At 69.6% G+C, this 15,096-nt stretch carries 13 protein-coding genes and 1 pseudogene; 7 read left to right on the top strand and 7 right to left on the bottom strand.

All coding sequences use genetic code 11. The features are described 5' to 3' along the window. Positions 1–28: 28 nt before the first annotated feature. Positions 29–2,401: a ribonuclease R family protein gene (locus OM513_RS08600; protein WP_264943761.1), complete on the bottom strand. Its 2,373-nt coding sequence runs from the start codon at positions 2,399–2,401 to the stop codon at positions 29–31. A 117-nt stretch (positions 2,402–2,518) separates the two neighbouring features. Here OM513_RS08600 and glpD point away from each other — a divergent pair, with 117 nt between their 5' ends. Then, entirely contained in the window at positions 2,519–3,970 is a 1,452-nt protein-coding gene (gene glpD, locus OM513_RS08595) for a glycerol-3-phosphate dehydrogenase (protein ID WP_264943760.1), read from the top strand. An 81-nt stretch (positions 3,971–4,051) separates the two neighbouring features. Further along, positions 4,052–4,696, top strand: coding sequence for a hypothetical protein (locus OM513_RS08590; protein ID WP_264943759.1), 645 nt, complete (start codon positions 4,052–4,054; stop codon positions 4,694–4,696). 20 nt (positions 4,697–4,716) lie between these two features. On the opposite strand, the gene OM513_RS08585 is transcribed toward OM513_RS08590, so the two are convergent. Further along, positions 4,717–4,971, bottom strand: a complete 255-nt coding sequence (locus OM513_RS08585) for a hypothetical protein (RefSeq protein ID WP_264943758.1) — start codon at positions 4,969–4,971, stop codon at positions 4,717–4,719. 55 nt (positions 4,972–5,026) lie between these two features. Between OM513_RS08585 and OM513_RS08575 the strand changes: the two are divergent. Beyond that, a pseudogene (locus tag OM513_RS08575) lies at positions 5,027–5,838 on the top strand (IS5 family transposase). Between the two features lie 134 nt (positions 5,839–5,972). Here the strand turns inward: OM513_RS08575 and OM513_RS08570 are convergent. Continuing rightward, a complete protein-coding gene (locus OM513_RS08570; RefSeq protein ID WP_264943756.1) occupies positions 5,973–6,590 on the bottom strand; it encodes a TIGR02466 family protein in 618 nt (205 codons plus the stop codon). A 158-nt stretch (positions 6,591–6,748) separates the two neighbouring features. Continuing rightward, positions 6,749–8,281 carry a proline--tRNA ligase gene (proS, locus tag OM513_RS08565; protein WP_264943755.1) on the bottom strand — a complete coding sequence of 511 codons (1,533 nt, stop codon included), beginning with the start codon at positions 8,279–8,281 and terminating at the stop codon, positions 6,749–6,751. A gap of 118 nt (positions 8,282–8,399) precedes the next feature. Between proS and OM513_RS08560 the strand changes: the two genes are divergently transcribed. Continuing rightward, entirely contained in the window at positions 8,400–9,191 is a 792-nt protein-coding gene (locus tag OM513_RS08560; RefSeq protein ID WP_264943754.1) for a hypothetical protein, read from the top strand. 44 nt (positions 9,192–9,235) lie between these two features. Further along, positions 9,236–10,135 (top strand): DMT family transporter, encoded by a 900-nt coding sequence (locus tag OM513_RS08555; RefSeq protein ID WP_264943753.1) that lies wholly within the window; start codon positions 9,236–9,238, stop codon positions 10,133–10,135. Here the strand turns inward: OM513_RS08555 and OM513_RS08550 are convergent. Further along, positions 10,110–10,703: a class I SAM-dependent methyltransferase gene (locus tag OM513_RS08550; RefSeq protein WP_264943752.1), complete on the bottom strand. Its 594-nt coding sequence runs from the start codon at positions 10,701–10,703 to the stop codon at positions 10,110–10,112. The genes OM513_RS08555 and OM513_RS08550 overlap by 26 nt on opposite strands. A 91-nt stretch (positions 10,704–10,794) precedes the next feature. On the opposite strand from OM513_RS08550, the gene OM513_RS08545 reads away from it, so the two are divergent. Next, positions 10,795–11,268: a methyltransferase family protein gene (locus OM513_RS08545; RefSeq protein ID WP_264943751.1), complete on the top strand. Its 474-nt coding sequence runs from the start codon at positions 10,795–10,797 to the stop codon at positions 11,266–11,268. A 4-nt stretch (positions 11,269–11,272) separates the two neighbouring features. Further along, the gene (locus OM513_RS08540; protein WP_264943750.1) at positions 11,273–11,968 is read left to right on the top strand and encodes a tail fiber protein; all 696 of its coding nucleotides are present in this window, start codon (positions 11,273–11,275) and stop codon (positions 11,966–11,968) included. A gap of 17 nt (positions 11,969–11,985) precedes the next feature. Here OM513_RS08540 and gcvPB read toward each other — a convergent pair whose 3' ends face one another. Then, positions 11,986–13,557 (bottom strand): aminomethyl-transferring glycine dehydrogenase subunit GcvPB, encoded by a 1,572-nt coding sequence (gcvPB, locus tag OM513_RS08535; RefSeq protein ID WP_264943749.1) that lies wholly within the window; start codon positions 13,555–13,557, stop codon positions 11,986–11,988. Between the two features lie 118 nt (positions 13,558–13,675). Next, positions 13,676–15,034 carry an aminomethyl-transferring glycine dehydrogenase subunit GcvPA gene (gene gcvPA, locus OM513_RS08530; protein WP_264943748.1) on the bottom strand — a complete coding sequence of 453 codons (1,359 nt, stop codon included), beginning with the start codon at positions 15,032–15,034 and terminating at the stop codon, positions 13,676–13,678. Between the last annotated feature and the right edge of the window lie 62 nt (positions 15,035–15,096).

Here is a 15,096-nt window from a genome sequence, read left to right as displayed (position 1 = left end):
CGCATCGTCCCGCCGCGCGCCGGTAAGGCTAGCGCCGCTTGCCCTGATGCCGGATGCCGGGGGGCCGTCCGCGCCGCTTCAGCACGCGCTTGGGGCCGCCCTTGCCCCGCCCCGGCCCGCGCCCGCCTCCCGCGCCGCCGAAGCTCCCTTCGGGCAGTTCGAAGCGCAGCGCGCCGGACACTGGATTGGCCTCGGCCAGCCGGAGCCGGAGCCGCTGGCCCAGCGCATATTCCTCGCCGCTATCGTCGCCCACCAGCCGCTGGCCGGCCTCGTCGTAGCGGAAATATTCGGTGCCCAGATCGCGCGCGGGGACCAGTCCGTCGCCGCCCACGCCCTCCACCGTGGCGAAGAAGCCGAAGCTCTGCACCCCGGTGATCCGCGCATCCATCACCTGCCCGACATGCTCGGCCAGATAGGCGGCGACATAGCGGTCGATCGTCTCGCGCTCCGCCTCCATCGCACGGCGTTCGAGCTGGCTGATGCTCTCGCCGATACGCTCCATGGTGGTGGCCTCGTCGGCCGTCAGCCCGCCGGGGCCGAGCCGGTACGCCTCCACCAGCGAACGGTGGACGACCAGATCGGAATAGCGGCGGATCGGGGAGGTGAAATGGGCGTAGCTGCCCAGCGCCAGGCCGAAGTGGCCGGCGTTCTGCGGCCCGTAATAGGCCTGGGTCTGGGTGCGCAGCACCTGCTCCATCGCCTGGGGACGGAAATCGGCATCGCCGACACGCTCCAGCACGCGGTTGAAGGTGGCCGGGCGGATCACCTGCCCCAGCGCGAACTCGACGCCGAAGGTGGCCAGATAGTCCTTGAGCGCCACCAGCTTCTCACGCGCGGGCGGCTCGTGGATGCGGTACATCACCGGCGCCTTCTTCGCCTCCAGCGCCTTGGCCGCGGCGACGTTGGCGGTGACCATATATTCCTCGATCAGCCGGTGCGCGTCGAGCCGCTCGCGCGGGGCGACCGACATGATCCGTCCCTTCTCGTCCAGCACCACGCGGCGCTCCGGCAGGTCGAGGTCCAGCGGATCGCGCTTGCGCCGCGCCTTGTCGAGCGCGGCCCAGCAGCCCCACAGCGGCCTGAGCGCGTCGATCATCGCGCCCTCGCCCGCGTCGAACGTCGCCTGCGCATCCTCATAGGCCAGGTTCGCCGCCACGCGGATCACCGCGCGGGTGAAGCGCCACGCCTTCAGCGCGCCGTCCTTCGACACCTGGAGGTGGCACACCAGCGCGGCGCGATCCTCCCCCGCCTTCAGCGAGCAGACGTCGGCCGACAGCAGCTCGGGCAGCATGGGCACGACGCGATCGGGGAAATAGACCGAGTTGCCGCGCCGCCGCGCCTCACGGTCCAGCGCCGATCCGGTGCGGACGTAGAAGCTGACGTCGGCGATCGCCACGATCGCCTTCCAGCCGCCGGGGTTCCCGGGATCGTCGTCCGGCGCGGCCCAGACGGCGTCGTCATGGTCGCGCGCATCTGCCGGGTCGATCGCGACGATGGGCAGGTGGCGGAGGTCCTCCCTAAATCCTGCCCGGGCTTGCTCGGGGAGGGGGACCGCCGAAGGCGGTGGAGGGGCGGCGGCGTCAGCCGCCGTCTTCGACGGCGCCCCTCCACCACGCCGCTTCGCGTCGCGGTCCCCTTCCCCGAGCGGAGCTCGGGGGGGAATGATCGGGAGCTTCGCCACCCGTACCGCTTCCTCGAACACTTCCTCGCCGAAGACGCTGGGGATGCCGTGCTTGTGGATCGCGATCAGCGAGAAGCTGCGCGGCTCGAACGGGTCGCCCAGCCGCTGGGTTACGCGCGCGGTGATCCGCGGCGGGCGGCCGGCCTTTTCTGCGAGCACCAGATCGCCCGGCTGCGCGCCGCCCGCGTCGGAGACCGGGAAGTCGCGGCGCTCCTTCTTCTCGACGCCCTGGAGCCAGAGCTTGCCGCCCTCCTCGTGCAGCACGCCCAGCATCAGCGCCTCGCCGCGCTGCAGCTTCTTCATCGGGTGCGCGATCCAGCCGTTGCCGGCCTCTTCGGTGCGCGCCAGGATGCGGTCGCCGGGCGCCAGCTCCGAACGCTTGCCGCGCTCGCGCACCCTCAGCCGCGGCTCGGGCACGCCTTCGGCCTCCCAGCGTTCCGGCTGGGCCCAGACGTTGCCGCCGTCGTCCACATCGGTGATGCGCAGCACGGTGACACGGGGCAGCCCGCCCATCTTGTGGAATGCCCGGCCGGGTGCGCTGTCGATCAGCCCCTCGTCCGCCATGTCCTTGAGCAGCGCCTTGAGCGCGATCTTGTCCTGGCCGTGGAGCCCGAAGGCGCGCGCGATCTCGCGCTTGCCGGCCGGCGTATCGGAATTGGTGATGAAATCGATGATCTGCTGCCGCGTGGGCAGCCCAACTTGCTTGTTCTGTCTTTTCATTGACCCCCGATATAGGCGCGCGGCGCGGCGATACCAACCGGACAAGTTCGAATGCGATCAATCGAAAGGGCGGCACGCCCCTAGCCTCCGGGGCCGCGCGCCCGCTATTGCCGGGACATGGCCCATGACCTGCTGATCATCGGCGGCGGCATCAACGGCTGCGCCATCGCCCGCGAGGCGGCGCTGAACGGCCTGAGCGTGCTGCTGGTCGAGAAGGACGATCTTGCCGCGCACACCTCGTCGGCGTCGACCAAGCTGATCCATGGCGGGCTGCGCTATCTGGAAACCTATGAGTTCCGGCTGGTACGCGAGGCGCTGCACGAGCGCGAGCGGCTGCTGGCGGCGGCGCCGCACCTGATCCATCCGCTGCGCTTCGTGCTGCCGCACGCCCATGCGCTGCGGCCCTGGTGGATGGTCCGCGCGGGCCTGCTGCTCTACGATCTGCTCGCGGGGCGCAGCTCGCTGCCGCGTTCGCGCGGGCTGGGGCGCGGCGATGCGGGGCTGACCGCCTCCCTCGCCCATCCGCATGGCGGCTTCGTCTATTGGGACGCGGCGGTGGACGATTCGCGGCTGACGATCGCCAACGCGCAGGACGCGGCGCTCCACGGCGCGGAGATCGCGACGCGCACCGAGCTGCTCTCCGCCCGCCGCGCGGACGGGCTGTGGCACGCGGAGCTGTCGGACGGGCGCAGCGTGCAGGCGCGGATGGTGGTGAACGCGGCCGGCCCCTGGGTGGCGGCGCTGTTCGGCCGGCTGGGGACGGGCGCACGATCGGCGGTGCGGCTGGTGAAGGGCAGCCATATCGTGGTGCCGCGGCTGTTCGAGGGGGATCAGGCCTATATCCTGCAGCAGCCCGACCGGCGGATCGTCTTCGCCATCCCCTATGGCGACCATACCGAGGTGGGGACGACCGACGTGCCCGTCGAGCGGCCCGAGGATGCGCAATGCTCCGATGATGAGGCCACCTATCTGTGCGAGGCGGTGAACCGCTATTTCCGGCACCAGGTGACCCCCGCCGATATCGCGTGGCGCTGGTCCGGCGTGCGCCCGCTGCATGACGACGGGACCAGCGCCGCCCAGTCGGTGACGCGCGACTATCTGCTTGAAATAGATAGCGAAGGCCCGCCGCTGCTATCGGTGTTCGGGGGCAAGATCACCACCGCGCGGGCGCTGGCCGAGGACGCGATGGCGCGGATCGCGCCGCTGCTGGGCACCGAGGTTTCCGCCACCAGCCGGGGCCGCGTGTTCCCCGGCGGGGCTATCCCGGAATTCGACCGCTATCTGGAGCAGGTGCGCGCGCGCTGGCCCTTTCTGGGCGCGGCGCGGAGCCTGCGGATGGCGCGCGCATATGGCTCCATGCTCGGCACCATGCTGGAACATGTCGACGCCGAAGTTGATATGGGAAGCGATGCCGGCGCGGGGCTTACCGCGATCGAGATCGCCTGGATGCGCGACCGCGAATGGGCGCGCACGGCCGAGGACGTGCTGTGGCGGCGCAGCAAGCTGGGACTGGCCGGCGTGCCGGGCATGGCCGAACGGGTGACGGCGGCGCTTGCGCGATCCGGATAAGCCCCGATGGCCGCGCAAAGCGGCGGGCGATAGCGACGGCGGCAGCAAGGCCGAGACGGTCGCGGCGACAGGACACCCGCAATGCCCCATGCCCACCCGATTCGCCGCTGGGTGATCGCCTGCGCCGCGGGCGAGCTGATCGGCATCGCCGTCGCCGCGCTGTGGTGGGTGACGATGGACCGGATCGAGCCCGATCCGGTCAGCGCCGCCGCCAAGGCCGCGATGCTGGCCGCCAAGGGGCTGTCGGGGCTGTTCGAGGGCGCCGTGCTGGGGCTGTTGCAGGCGCATGCGCTGCGCGCCTTCTACCCGCGCCTTTCGGCCGCGCGCTGGACGGGCGCCACGATCGCGGTGGCGATGGCCGGATGGGTGATCGGATCGTCCTTCTCGGTTCTCGCCTCGAGCGTCCCGGCGGGGCCGCCGCCGCCCGATCCCGGCGCGCTGGCCACCGCCGTCATGGCCGCGGCCTTCGGCCTGGCGGTGGGGGCGCTGTTCGGCGGAGCCCAGGCGATCGCACTGCGCGGCGCGGCGCGCGCCAGCGGCTGGTGGGTGCTGTTCAACGCGCTGGGATGGGCGGTGGCGCTGCCCTTCATCTATCTGGCGGCGGGAGTGGACCTGGGCATCGGCATCGCGGGCGCGGTGCTGAACGGCCTTGCCGGCGGCTGCGCGGCCGGGGCGATGCTGGGGCTGGTCACCGCGCTCGCCTTCCGCCGGATGCCCGCGCGCTAGGCAGCGTGGACAAATTCAGGTCAGTGATCGAGCTTTGATGCGAACGGCGGCTGGTTGCCCATAACGATGCCGATCTTGGCGCTCAGATGCGCCGGCAAGGCTTGGATCAGTCCAAACATCTGATCGTCAGGAAGCGGCCTGAAGATCAATACGCTCAACCCACCATCATCCTTTTCGATGGCCATTGGAGAATAGCCGCGTGCTTCGAGGTACGCGATGGCAGCAGCCTCATTTTCGGCAAGGACGCTAAATCTCGTGGGTATTGGCTTTGCCATGGATCATGTTTTGCCGCCTATTCGACGAGGACGCAATTGACGCGAGCGCTGTTGATTGATTCAAGGCTGCTTTTTGGAGGCAGGCTTGAGCCGGGGCGATCTCACCGAAGCGGAATGGCGCGTTCTGAAGGACTTGCTGCCGATTGAACCTGAAAACCGTGGTCGAGGCCGACGCCCGGGGCAGAACCGCTCGATCATCAACGGCATATTGTGGCGGCTTCGCTGTGGCGCTCCATGGCGCGATGTGCCGCCCAAATACGGCAGTTGGAACACGATCTATCGGAGGTTCCGGCGGTGGAGCGAAGCCGGAGTCTGGGAGACCGTCGCCGTGACGCTTGCCGAGGTCATGGCAGACAGCGGCCACTACAGCATCGACAGCACCACAGTCCGCGCCCACGTCTCGGCAGCGGGCGGAAAAGGGGGACTCATCGACGCGCTCTTGGCCGCTCGCGGGGCGGGTTCACCAGTAAGCTTCACTGCCTGGCTGATGCCCTCGGACGACCGCTTGCCTTCCACCTGACAGTTGGTGAGGCGGCGGACTGCAAGGCCTATGAGCAGCTGATCGATCTGCCCGAGCGCGCACCTGTCGCGTTGCTTGCCGACAAAGGCTACGACGCCGACGCGATCCGCGCAGACCTTGCCAACCGGAAGATCGAGGCTGTCATCCCCGGTCGATCAAACCGCCGTGTAAAGATCGAGCATGACCGGGGGCTCTACAAGCAGCGGAACCGCATCGAGCGCATGTTCGGGCACCTGAAGATCAACCGTGCCATCGCCACCCGCTACGACCAACTGGCGAACAGTTTCCTTGGCATGGTCCATATCGCCACCACCATATACTGGCTCAAATTTGTCCACGCTGCCTAGAGTCTGTCCTGTTCAGGCGGCACCAGCCCGCTCCCCCACCCGGCCACCCATGGGATAGACTGGCGTTGGGTGGCCGGGTGGGGGAGCGGGCTGGTGCCGATTCCGCCAAAGGCGGACAGACGCTACGGCCGCTCTCACCAGCGATAGTTGAAGCTGACGCTGATCCGCTTGCCCGTGCCGCTGCCGGGCGGCACCTCATGCCTGAGCCAGCTCTCCCACAGCAGCACCGTGCCCGGTTCCGGCTGGACATCGATGAAGGTCTGGAGATGCTCCGGCGCGTCCTCGCGCCGTGGCGGGGCGGCCATCATCAGCGCGAGGCGCGGGTCTTCCAGCTTCAGCCCGCGCGATCCCGGCGGCAGCGCGACATAGACAGTGCCGGAGACGACGCTGTGCGGATGGATATGCCCGCCGTGCCCGCCCCTGCCGTCGAGCACATTGACCCACAGGCTGTCGAGCCGGAGCCTGCGTCCGCCGAGATCGAAGGCGCACGCCTCCGCAAAGCGCGCGACATGGCGATCGAGCAGCCGCTTGAGATCGGCGAAGGCCGGATCGCGGATGGGCAGATCGTCGAGCGAGGCATAGCTGGTGTAGCCGCGATAATCGTGCGCGCGGCACCAGCGGCGCCCGGCCGCGTCATCCTGCGCGAGTTGCAGGCACGAAGCCTCCAGGTCCGCGATCAGCGCGGCATCGCCCAGCGGCCGCTGGTAGAGCTGGGTCGCGAACAACATGCTGAGGGGCGAGGTTTCGGGCATCGTCTGTCGTTCCTTGGCGCGGGCCTATCCTTGCAGCGCGATCGGGCGGGAGCAAATGCGCCAGCGCCGGTCGCCCTCCCCCGGCAGCGGGCGGGGCGGTTTCCGCAGCGGGCGGGCGTGCCCCCTCCCTCCCCCTGGCGGGGGAGGATCGGGACGCCTCAATAGGCGCGTGCCACCAGGATGCGTTCCACCGCGGGCTTGCCGGTGAAGATGCACTCCCCCTCCGGCGCGCCGGCGCCGTTGGGCACGTTGCGGAAGGTGAGCTTGAGCGCCTTCAGCCGCTCGACTACCGCGTCCAGCTCCGCGCCCGAGGGCCTGGCCCAGCTCACCTCGACCCAGCCGGGATATTTGCCGCCCTCGTCGAACGCCTCGACCAGCCCGGCGAAGTCGGTCACGTCGCGGCGGATGCTGGTCTGCATCCGGTCGCTCGCGTCGAGGAACAGCGACTGCTGGATGCTTTCCAGCATCACGCCCGCCTCCAGCACGAAATCGCCCCGCGCCATCACCTGCGCGTTGAGCTTGCCGTCCTCGCGATAGAGCTGGTGGCGCTGGATCACCGATACGTTGCCGCCCGCCACGTCGCGGCCGCCGACCTCCAGGATGATCGGCGCGCCCTTCTTCACCCAGCCCCAGCGCTTGACCGCGGCCTTCGCCGCCTTGGCGTCCAGCAGCACGCGCAGCGGCTCGCCGAACTGGAAATGCCCCGCCAGTTCAGCGCGCAGCGCGCGGCAATATTCCAGCACCGCCTCATCCTCCGGCGCGTCGCGCAGCATCGGCACGATCACGATCTGCCACGGCGCCACGACCGGCGGCACGCGCAGGCCGTCGTCGTCGCCATGGACCATGATCAGCCCGCCGATCATGCGCGTGGAGACGCCCCAGCTCGTCGTCTGCGCCAGCTCCAACTGGCCCTCGCTGTTCTGGAAGCGGATGTTCTGCGCGCTGGAGAAGGTGGTGCCGAGGAAGTGGCTGGTGCCCGCTTGGAGCGCCTTGCCGTCCTGCATCATCGCCTCGATCGAATAGGTGGCGACGGCGCCGGGGAAACGCTCGTTCTCCGGCTTCTCGCCCGCGACCACGGGCATCGCCAGGCAATCCTCGGCGAAGGCGCGATAGACCTCCAGCATCTTCAGCGTCTCTTCGCGCGCCTCCTGCTCGCTGGCGTGCGCGGTATGCCCTTCCTGCCACAGGAATTCGGCGGTGCGCAGGAACATGCGCGTGCGCATCTCCCAGCGCACCACGTTCGCCCATTGGTTGACCAGCACCGGCAGATCGCGCCAGCTCTGCACCCAGCGGCTGAACGCCGCGCCGATCACCGTTTCGGAGGTGGGGCGCACGACCAGCGGCTCCTCCAGCTTCGCCTCCGGATCGGGAACCAGCCGCCCGTCCTTCTGGATCAGCCGATGGTGCGTGACGACCGCCATCTCCTTGGCGAAGCCGTCGACATGCTCGGCCTCCTTCTCGAAATAGGAGAGCGGGATAAACAGCGGGAAATAGCAGTTCTCGTGCCCCGTCGCCTTGATGGCGTTATCGAGCAGGCGCTGGATGCGTTCCCAGATGCCGTATCCCCACGGCCGGATCACCATGCAGCCGCGCACGCCCGATTCCTCGGCCATGTCCGCTTCCGCGATGACCTGTTGATACCATTCCGCGAAGTTCGCCTCGCGCGTGACGGACAGAGCGTGCTTGATCATGCCCCGAGCCGATACCGCAATGCGCGCCCGGGGCAAGGGGGAGCTGCCGTTTGGGGGGTGGGTTGCCAAGGGCCACCGCCGGATGGTCTGTTCACCGCGGGCCGAGGGGGATGCAGCGATGGGATATCTGGACCGGGACGATGGCTACAAGCGGCCGCTGTGGATACCGGTGGTGGTCGCGCTGGGGTTGCTCGCCTTCTGCGTGCCGCGCCCCTCGACCCGGGACCGGCAGGTCACGGCGAGCGATCTGAGCTCGCCCGAGGCCGTCGAGAAGCTGCTGCTGTCCGGCAGCGGAAGCCAGGTACGGCTGTTCGGAACGCTCAAGCGCACCCATCCCGAGGAATTCGAAGGGCTGAAGCGGATGGTGGCCGAGCAGGCGCGCAACCGCCCCACCCCGGCGCAGATGGATGAGCTGATCCTGAGCTATCTGATCGACGCGAGCCGCCGGCAGGATCGCTACATCGTCCAGGCACCCCACGCCCAGCTCGCGGCATATAGGGAGGCCGAGATCAAGCTGTTCGAGGCGATGCGGACAAGCGATCCGGAGCTGTGCGCGACGTTCGCAGCGAAGGGATCCGTACGTTCGACAGCGCCCACGGCCGTTCCGGAAGAACTGTTCATCGACCACCGGATCGCCCGGCTAGAAGCCGCTGCCGCCGGACGCGACCATCCCGCGAACCGGCAGCCGTCGATGATCCCCCCTACGGACTTGCGCACGATTCGATCGGCGATGATCGTGCAGGGCATGAACACCGCCACCGTCGACGCCTTTCTGCGGAACGGCAGCTCGGCGCTGGCGTCGGGTCAGGACCGATGCGCCGCCAGCCTGGCCTTCATCCGCGCGGTCCATGGACTGCCGGAAGCGCGCGCCGACAGCGTACACGCGGCGCTGCTCGCACAAGCGAGCTGACCTGCGATCTTGCCCCGCCGTCCGCCATGCCATAGCGGCGGGGCGTGGCATCCGACCGCATCCTTCCCGGGCTGGGCCTGCGCCTGTTCGCGGTCTTCTGTCTTTCGACCATGATGGCGATGACGAAGCTCGTGGACGCGATGGGCGCCCATCTGTTCGAGATCCTGTTCTTTCGCCAGTTGCTGTCGATCCCGGTTGCGCTGGCGTGGCTGGGGATCGGGCCGGACGGGATCGGGGGCGTGCGCACCGCGCGGCTGGGCGCGCATGCCTGGCGCACGCTGGCGGGGCTGATCGGGCTGTTCGCCAATTTCGGCGCCGTGCTGCTGCTCCCGCTGGCGGAGGCGACGACGCTGCAGTTCACCGTGCCGATCTTCGCCACCGTGCTGGGCGCGCTGGTGCTGCACGAGCATGTCGGCCGCTATCGCTGGGCGGCGGTAACGGCGGGGCTGATCGGCGTGGTGGCGGTGGCGCAACCAAGCGGCGGCCATTTCCCGATCGCAGGGACCATGGTGGGGCTGATCGGCGCGTTCGGGATCGCGCTCGTATCGATCCTGCTGCGCCAGTTGGGCAAGACCGAGAGCGCCGGGACCACCGTGTTCTGGTTCTCGCTATTTTCGGTGGGCGCGCTGACGCCGCTCTATCTGATGAAGGCGCAGGCGCATGATCCGATGGTGTGGCTGCTGCTGATCGGGATCGGTGTGGCGGGCGGCGCGGGCCAGGTGGCGCTAACCGGGGCGCTGCGGCTGGCGCCGGTCAGCGCGGTGGTGCCGATGGACTATTCCGGGCTGATCTGGGCCACGCTCTACGGCTGGATCCTGTTCGCGGCGCTGCCCACGCCGACGACCTGGCTGGGCGCGCCGCTGATCGTGGCGGCCGGGCTGGTGATCCTGTGGCGCGAGCGGGTCAAAGGGCGCGAGATCAGTTCCGGCGATAGACCAGCATGAGGTTGTTCGCCGGCATCTCCACCAGCCGGTCGAGCGCCAGCCCCTGCGCCGCCGCCTCGGCGCTCACCGCCTCCACATGGCGCAGGCCATATTCCGGGCTGCGCTCCTTCAGCCACAGCTCGAACTCTTCGTTGGAAGGCGCGGTGGGCACGCCTTCGCGGCGATAGGGGCCATAGAGGATCAGCGGCGCCCCCGGCGCCAGCAGCCGCCCCGCCCCCGCCATCAGCCCCAGCGTGGCGCTCCACGGGCTGATGTGGACCATGTTGATGCACAGGATCGCGTCCGCCCGCGCCGCCGGCCAGTGCGCGGCGGAGGCGTCGAGCGCGAGCGGGGCGAGCACGTTGGGCAGCCCCGCGCACCAGTCCGCGATCGACGCGCGATCCTCCGCGCCCGGATCGCTCGGCTGCCAGGTGAGCGCGGGGAAGCGTCCGGCGAAGAAGGCGCAATGCTCGCCCGTGCCGCTCGCGATCTCCAGCACCAGCCCCGATGGGGGCAGCGCCTGCGCCAGCACGCCGGCGATCGGTTCGCGGTTGCGGGCGGTGGCGGGGGCGTGGCGGCGGGCATCCATCCGCGCATCTTCACCCGGCCCCGCGCGAACGCAAGCGGGAGGTTGCGGGCCGCGCCGCGCCGCGCCATCTGTGCGCGGAGGGAGAGTTCGCATGCAGATCGACAAGGACAGCGCCGGGGTGCGCTTTCCGCCGCCGCTGATGTTCCTGGGCGCGCTGGGCGCCGGGATGCTGCTCGATGCCCTGATCGGCCGCTGGGGGCTGCCGTTCGGCAATTATCTGGAGCATTCGGCGGGATGGGTGCTGCTGGTGGGCGGCGCGGCGGTGCTGCTGAGCGCGGCCGGGCTGTTCCGCCGCGCGGGCACCCGGCTGGAACCGTGGAAGACCAGCAGCGCGCTGATCACCGACGGCGTGTACCGCTGGACCCGCAACCCGATGTACCTGGGCATGGCCGCGGCCTACCTCGGCATCGCGCTGATCCTCGACAGCCTGACGGTGGCGCTGCTGCTCGTCCCGCTGGTGCTGGCGGTCGAGCGCGAGGTGATCGCGCGCGAGGAGGGCTATATGGAGGCCAAGTTCGGCGACGCCTATCGCGCGTACAAGGCCAGCGTGCGGCGCTGGTTCTGACCGGATGAGCGTCCGGCGGTCCAAGGCGATGTCGCTGTGGCTGCGGCACGATCCGGCGGCAGGCGGGATCGTGCTGGACGCCGCCGGATGGGCGCCGTTCGACGCGGTGCTGGCGGCGCTGAAGGCACGCGGGCTGGCGGAGGACGCGGGCGACGTGCTGGACACGGTGGCGCAGAGCGACAAGCAGCGCTTCGAGCTGTCGCCGGACTGCACCAGTATCCGCGCGCGGCAGGGGCATTCGGTGGCGGTGGACCTTGATTGGCCCGCGGCCGAGCCGCCCCATATCCCCAAGCGGCGGCCTTGCTTTTCGCCGGCGCCGGGCGGAATCGTTTCCCTCCTGAATCGAAGGGAGGGGAAGATGATCAACCGCAAGCTCAAGATCGCCGCCGCGGCGGCAGTTGCCATAGGCTGTTCCGCGCCCGCAATCGCGAGCGCGGACCCCTATATCAGCGAGATCCGCTATCTCGCGACCAACTATTGCCCCGAAGGAACGTTCGAGGCGGACGGCCGGATCCTGCCGATCCAGCAATATCAGGCGCTCTTCGCGCTGATCGGCAACACCTATGGCGGCGAGATGAGCAAGATGACCTTCGCCCTGCCCGATCTGCGCCAGTCGCCAGCGCTGGTGACGACGCCGAACGGGCCGAAGCTGAAGGCGTGCATCGTCTACAGCGGAGACTGGCCGCACCGCCCCGACTGACGCGGCGGGCGGCGGCGCTATTCGGCCGCCGCCGCCGCCGCCACGGGTTCCTTCCACACCAGCACCGGCCTGCGCGCGGCCAGCGTCTCGTCCAGGCGGCGGCGCGGGGCGTGGTGGGGCGCGGTCTTCAGGCCGGGGTCGCCCGCCTTGGCGCGCTCCGCCACCGAACGCAGCGCGCCGATGAACTGATCCAGCCCCGCCTTGCTCTCGGTCTCGGTCGGCTCGATCAGCATCGCGCCGTGGACGACGAGCGGGAAATACATCGTCATCGGGTGGAAGCCCTCGTCGATCAGCGCCTTGGCGACGTCGATCGTGCTGACGCCCTCGGCCAGCCCGGCGTCGGAGAAGATCGCCTCATGCATGCACGGGCCTGCCGCGGCGAAGGGCGCGTCGAGCACGTCCTGAAGGCTGCGCAGCACATAGTTGGCGTTGAGCACCGCATCCTCCGCCACCTGGCGCAGGCCATCGGCGCCGTGGCTGAGGATATAGGTCAGCGCGCGGGTGAACATGCCCATCTGGCCGTGGAAGGCGGTCATGCGGCCGAAGCTGCCCGCATGATGCTCGCCCGCGGTCTCCTCCTCCACCAGGCGGAAGCCGTCCGCGGTCTTCTCGACAAAGGGCAGCGGGGCATAGGGCGACAGCGCCGCGCTGAACACCACCGGGCCGGAGCCCGGGCCGCCGCCGCCGTGGGGCGTCGAGAAGGTCTTGTGCAGGTTGATATGCATCGCATCGACGCCGAGATCGCCCGGGCGCACCCGGCCGACGATCGCGTTGAAATTCGCCCCGTCGCAATAGACGAAGGCGCCCGCGGCATGCACCGCGTCCGAGATCGTCTTCATGTCGCGCTCGAACAGGCCGCAGGTGTTGGGATTGGTGATCATCACCGCCGCCACGTCCGGCCCCAGCCGGGCGATCAGCGCGGCGGTATCCACGCGGCCGTCGGGCGTGGCGGGGATATCCTCCACCGCATAGCCCGCGAAGGCGGCGGTGGCGGGATTGGTGCCGTGCGCGCTTTCGGGAACCAGGATCGTCTTGCGCGCGCCCTCGCCCCGCGCATCCAGCGCCGCGCGGATCGCCAGGATGCCGCAGAGCTCACCATGGGCGCCCGCCTTGGGGCTCATCGCCACGCTGTGCATGCCGGTGAGCGTCACCAGCCAGTGCGCAAGCTGATCGATCACCGCCAGCGCGCCCTGGCAGGCATCGACGGGGGTGAGCGGGTGGAGGTCCGCGAAGCCCGGCATGCGCGCCACGCGCTCGTTGAGCCGCGGGTTGTGCTTCATCGTGCAGGAGCCGAGCGGGAACAGGCCCAGGTCGATCGCATAATTCTGGCGGCTGAGCCGGGTGTAGTGGCGCACCGTCTCCGGCTCGGACAGGCCGGGCAGGCCGATCGGGGCGGTGCGCAGCAGGCCGCCCAGCCCCCCGGCCGGAAGCGCGGGCGCGTCGAAATCCACGCCCGTCGTGGCGCCCGAACCGATCTCGAAGATCAGCGGCTCCTCAAGCATCAGCGCGCGATTGCCGGTGAAGGTGGCGGGCTCCGCATCGCCTTCCAGGGGACGCGCCGGGCGCCAGCCGCTCTGATTGATCGTCATGCCAGCACCTCGTTTTCAACGTCGCCGTTCGCCCTGAGCCTGTCGAAGGGCGGTTTCCGGATCTCACCGCGCGCGCGGCCATGCCCCTCGACAAGCTCAGGGCGAACGGAGTGCGGGATCATGCCAGCACCTCCTGCAGCGCTTCCGCGAGCGCATCGACATCCGCGGCCGGCGTGGTCTCCGTAACCGCGACGACCAGTCCGTTCGCCAGGCCCGGTTCGTCCGGATAGAGGCGGCCGAGCGACACGCCCGCCAATATCCCGCGGCCCGCCAGCGCACGCACCACGGGGCGGGCCTCCTGCGGCAGCCGGATCGTGAATTCGTTGAAGAACCGGTCCGTAACCAGCTCGATTCCGGGGACCTTGGCCAGCCGCGCGGCCGCGTCCACCGCCGCGGCGTGGTTGATCGCGGCCAGATCGCGCAGCCCCTTCTCGCCCAGCAGCGTCATGTGGATCGACATGGCGAGCGCACACAGCACCGAGCTGGTGCAGATGTTGCTCGTCGCCTTCTCGCGCCGGATATGCTGTTCGCGGGTGGAAAGCGTCAGTACAAAGCCGCGCCGCCCCTCCGCGTCCACCGTCTCGCCGCACAACCGGCCGGGCATCTGGCGCACCAGCTTTTCCGAACAGGCGAACAGCCCGGCATAGGGGCCGCCGAACTGGAGGCCGACGCCGAGCGACTGGCCCTCGCCCACCACGATGTCCGCGCCCATCTCGCCCGGCGCCTTGAGCAGCCCCAGCGCCACCGGCTCGGTCACCACCGCGACGAGCAGCGCCTTCTTCGCATGCGCCGCCGCCGCCAGCTCCGAGAGATCGCCGACGCGGCCGAGGATGTCGGGATATTGGACGACCACGCAGGAGGTGTCGTCGTCGATCGCGTCGAGCAGCGCGGCGAAATCCGGATCGGGGCCGAGCGCGGGCGCGGCGGTCTCCAGCACGTCGCCGGTGAACCGGGCCATCGTCTTCGCGACCGACACATAGTGCGGGTGGAGGCCGGAGGAGAGGATCGCCTTGCCCCGCCGCGTGACGCGCCGCGCCATCGCGATCGCCTCCCAGCAGGCGGTGGAGCCGTCATACATCGATGCGTTCGCCACGTCGCAGCCCAGCAGGCGCGCGACCTGCGACTGGAACTCGAACATCATCTGCAGCGTGCCCTGCGCGATCTCCGGCTGATAGGGCGTGTAGGCGGTCAGGAACTCGCCGCGCTGGATCAGATGATCGACGCTGGCGGGGACATGGTGGCGGTATGCCCCGCAGCCGAGGAAGAACGGGCCGTCGCCGGCCGCCATGTTCTGCCGGGCGAGCGCGGCCATGTGGCGCTCGACCGCCATCTCGCTGGCGTGGAGCGGCAGACCGGGGATCGGGCCGGAAAGCCGGGCGGCCTCGGGCACGTCGGCGAACAGATCGTCGATCGATCCCGCGCCGATGGCGGCGAGCATCGCCGTGCGATCGTCACTGGTCAGGGGAAGGTAGCGCATCGTCTCGTTCCTTCTCCCCTCCCGTTCACGGGAGGGGTCGGGGGAGGGGCTGTTCGGGCAAG

This window comes from Sphingomonas canadensis, from assembly GCF_026013525.1.
In the GTDB taxonomy this organism is placed as follows: Bacteria; Pseudomonadota; Alphaproteobacteria; order Sphingomonadales; family Sphingomonadaceae; genus Sphingomonas; species Sphingomonas canadensis.
The sequence above is the reverse complement of the archived record's forward strand: the minus strand, read 5'-3'. Positions and strand labels throughout refer to the sequence as shown.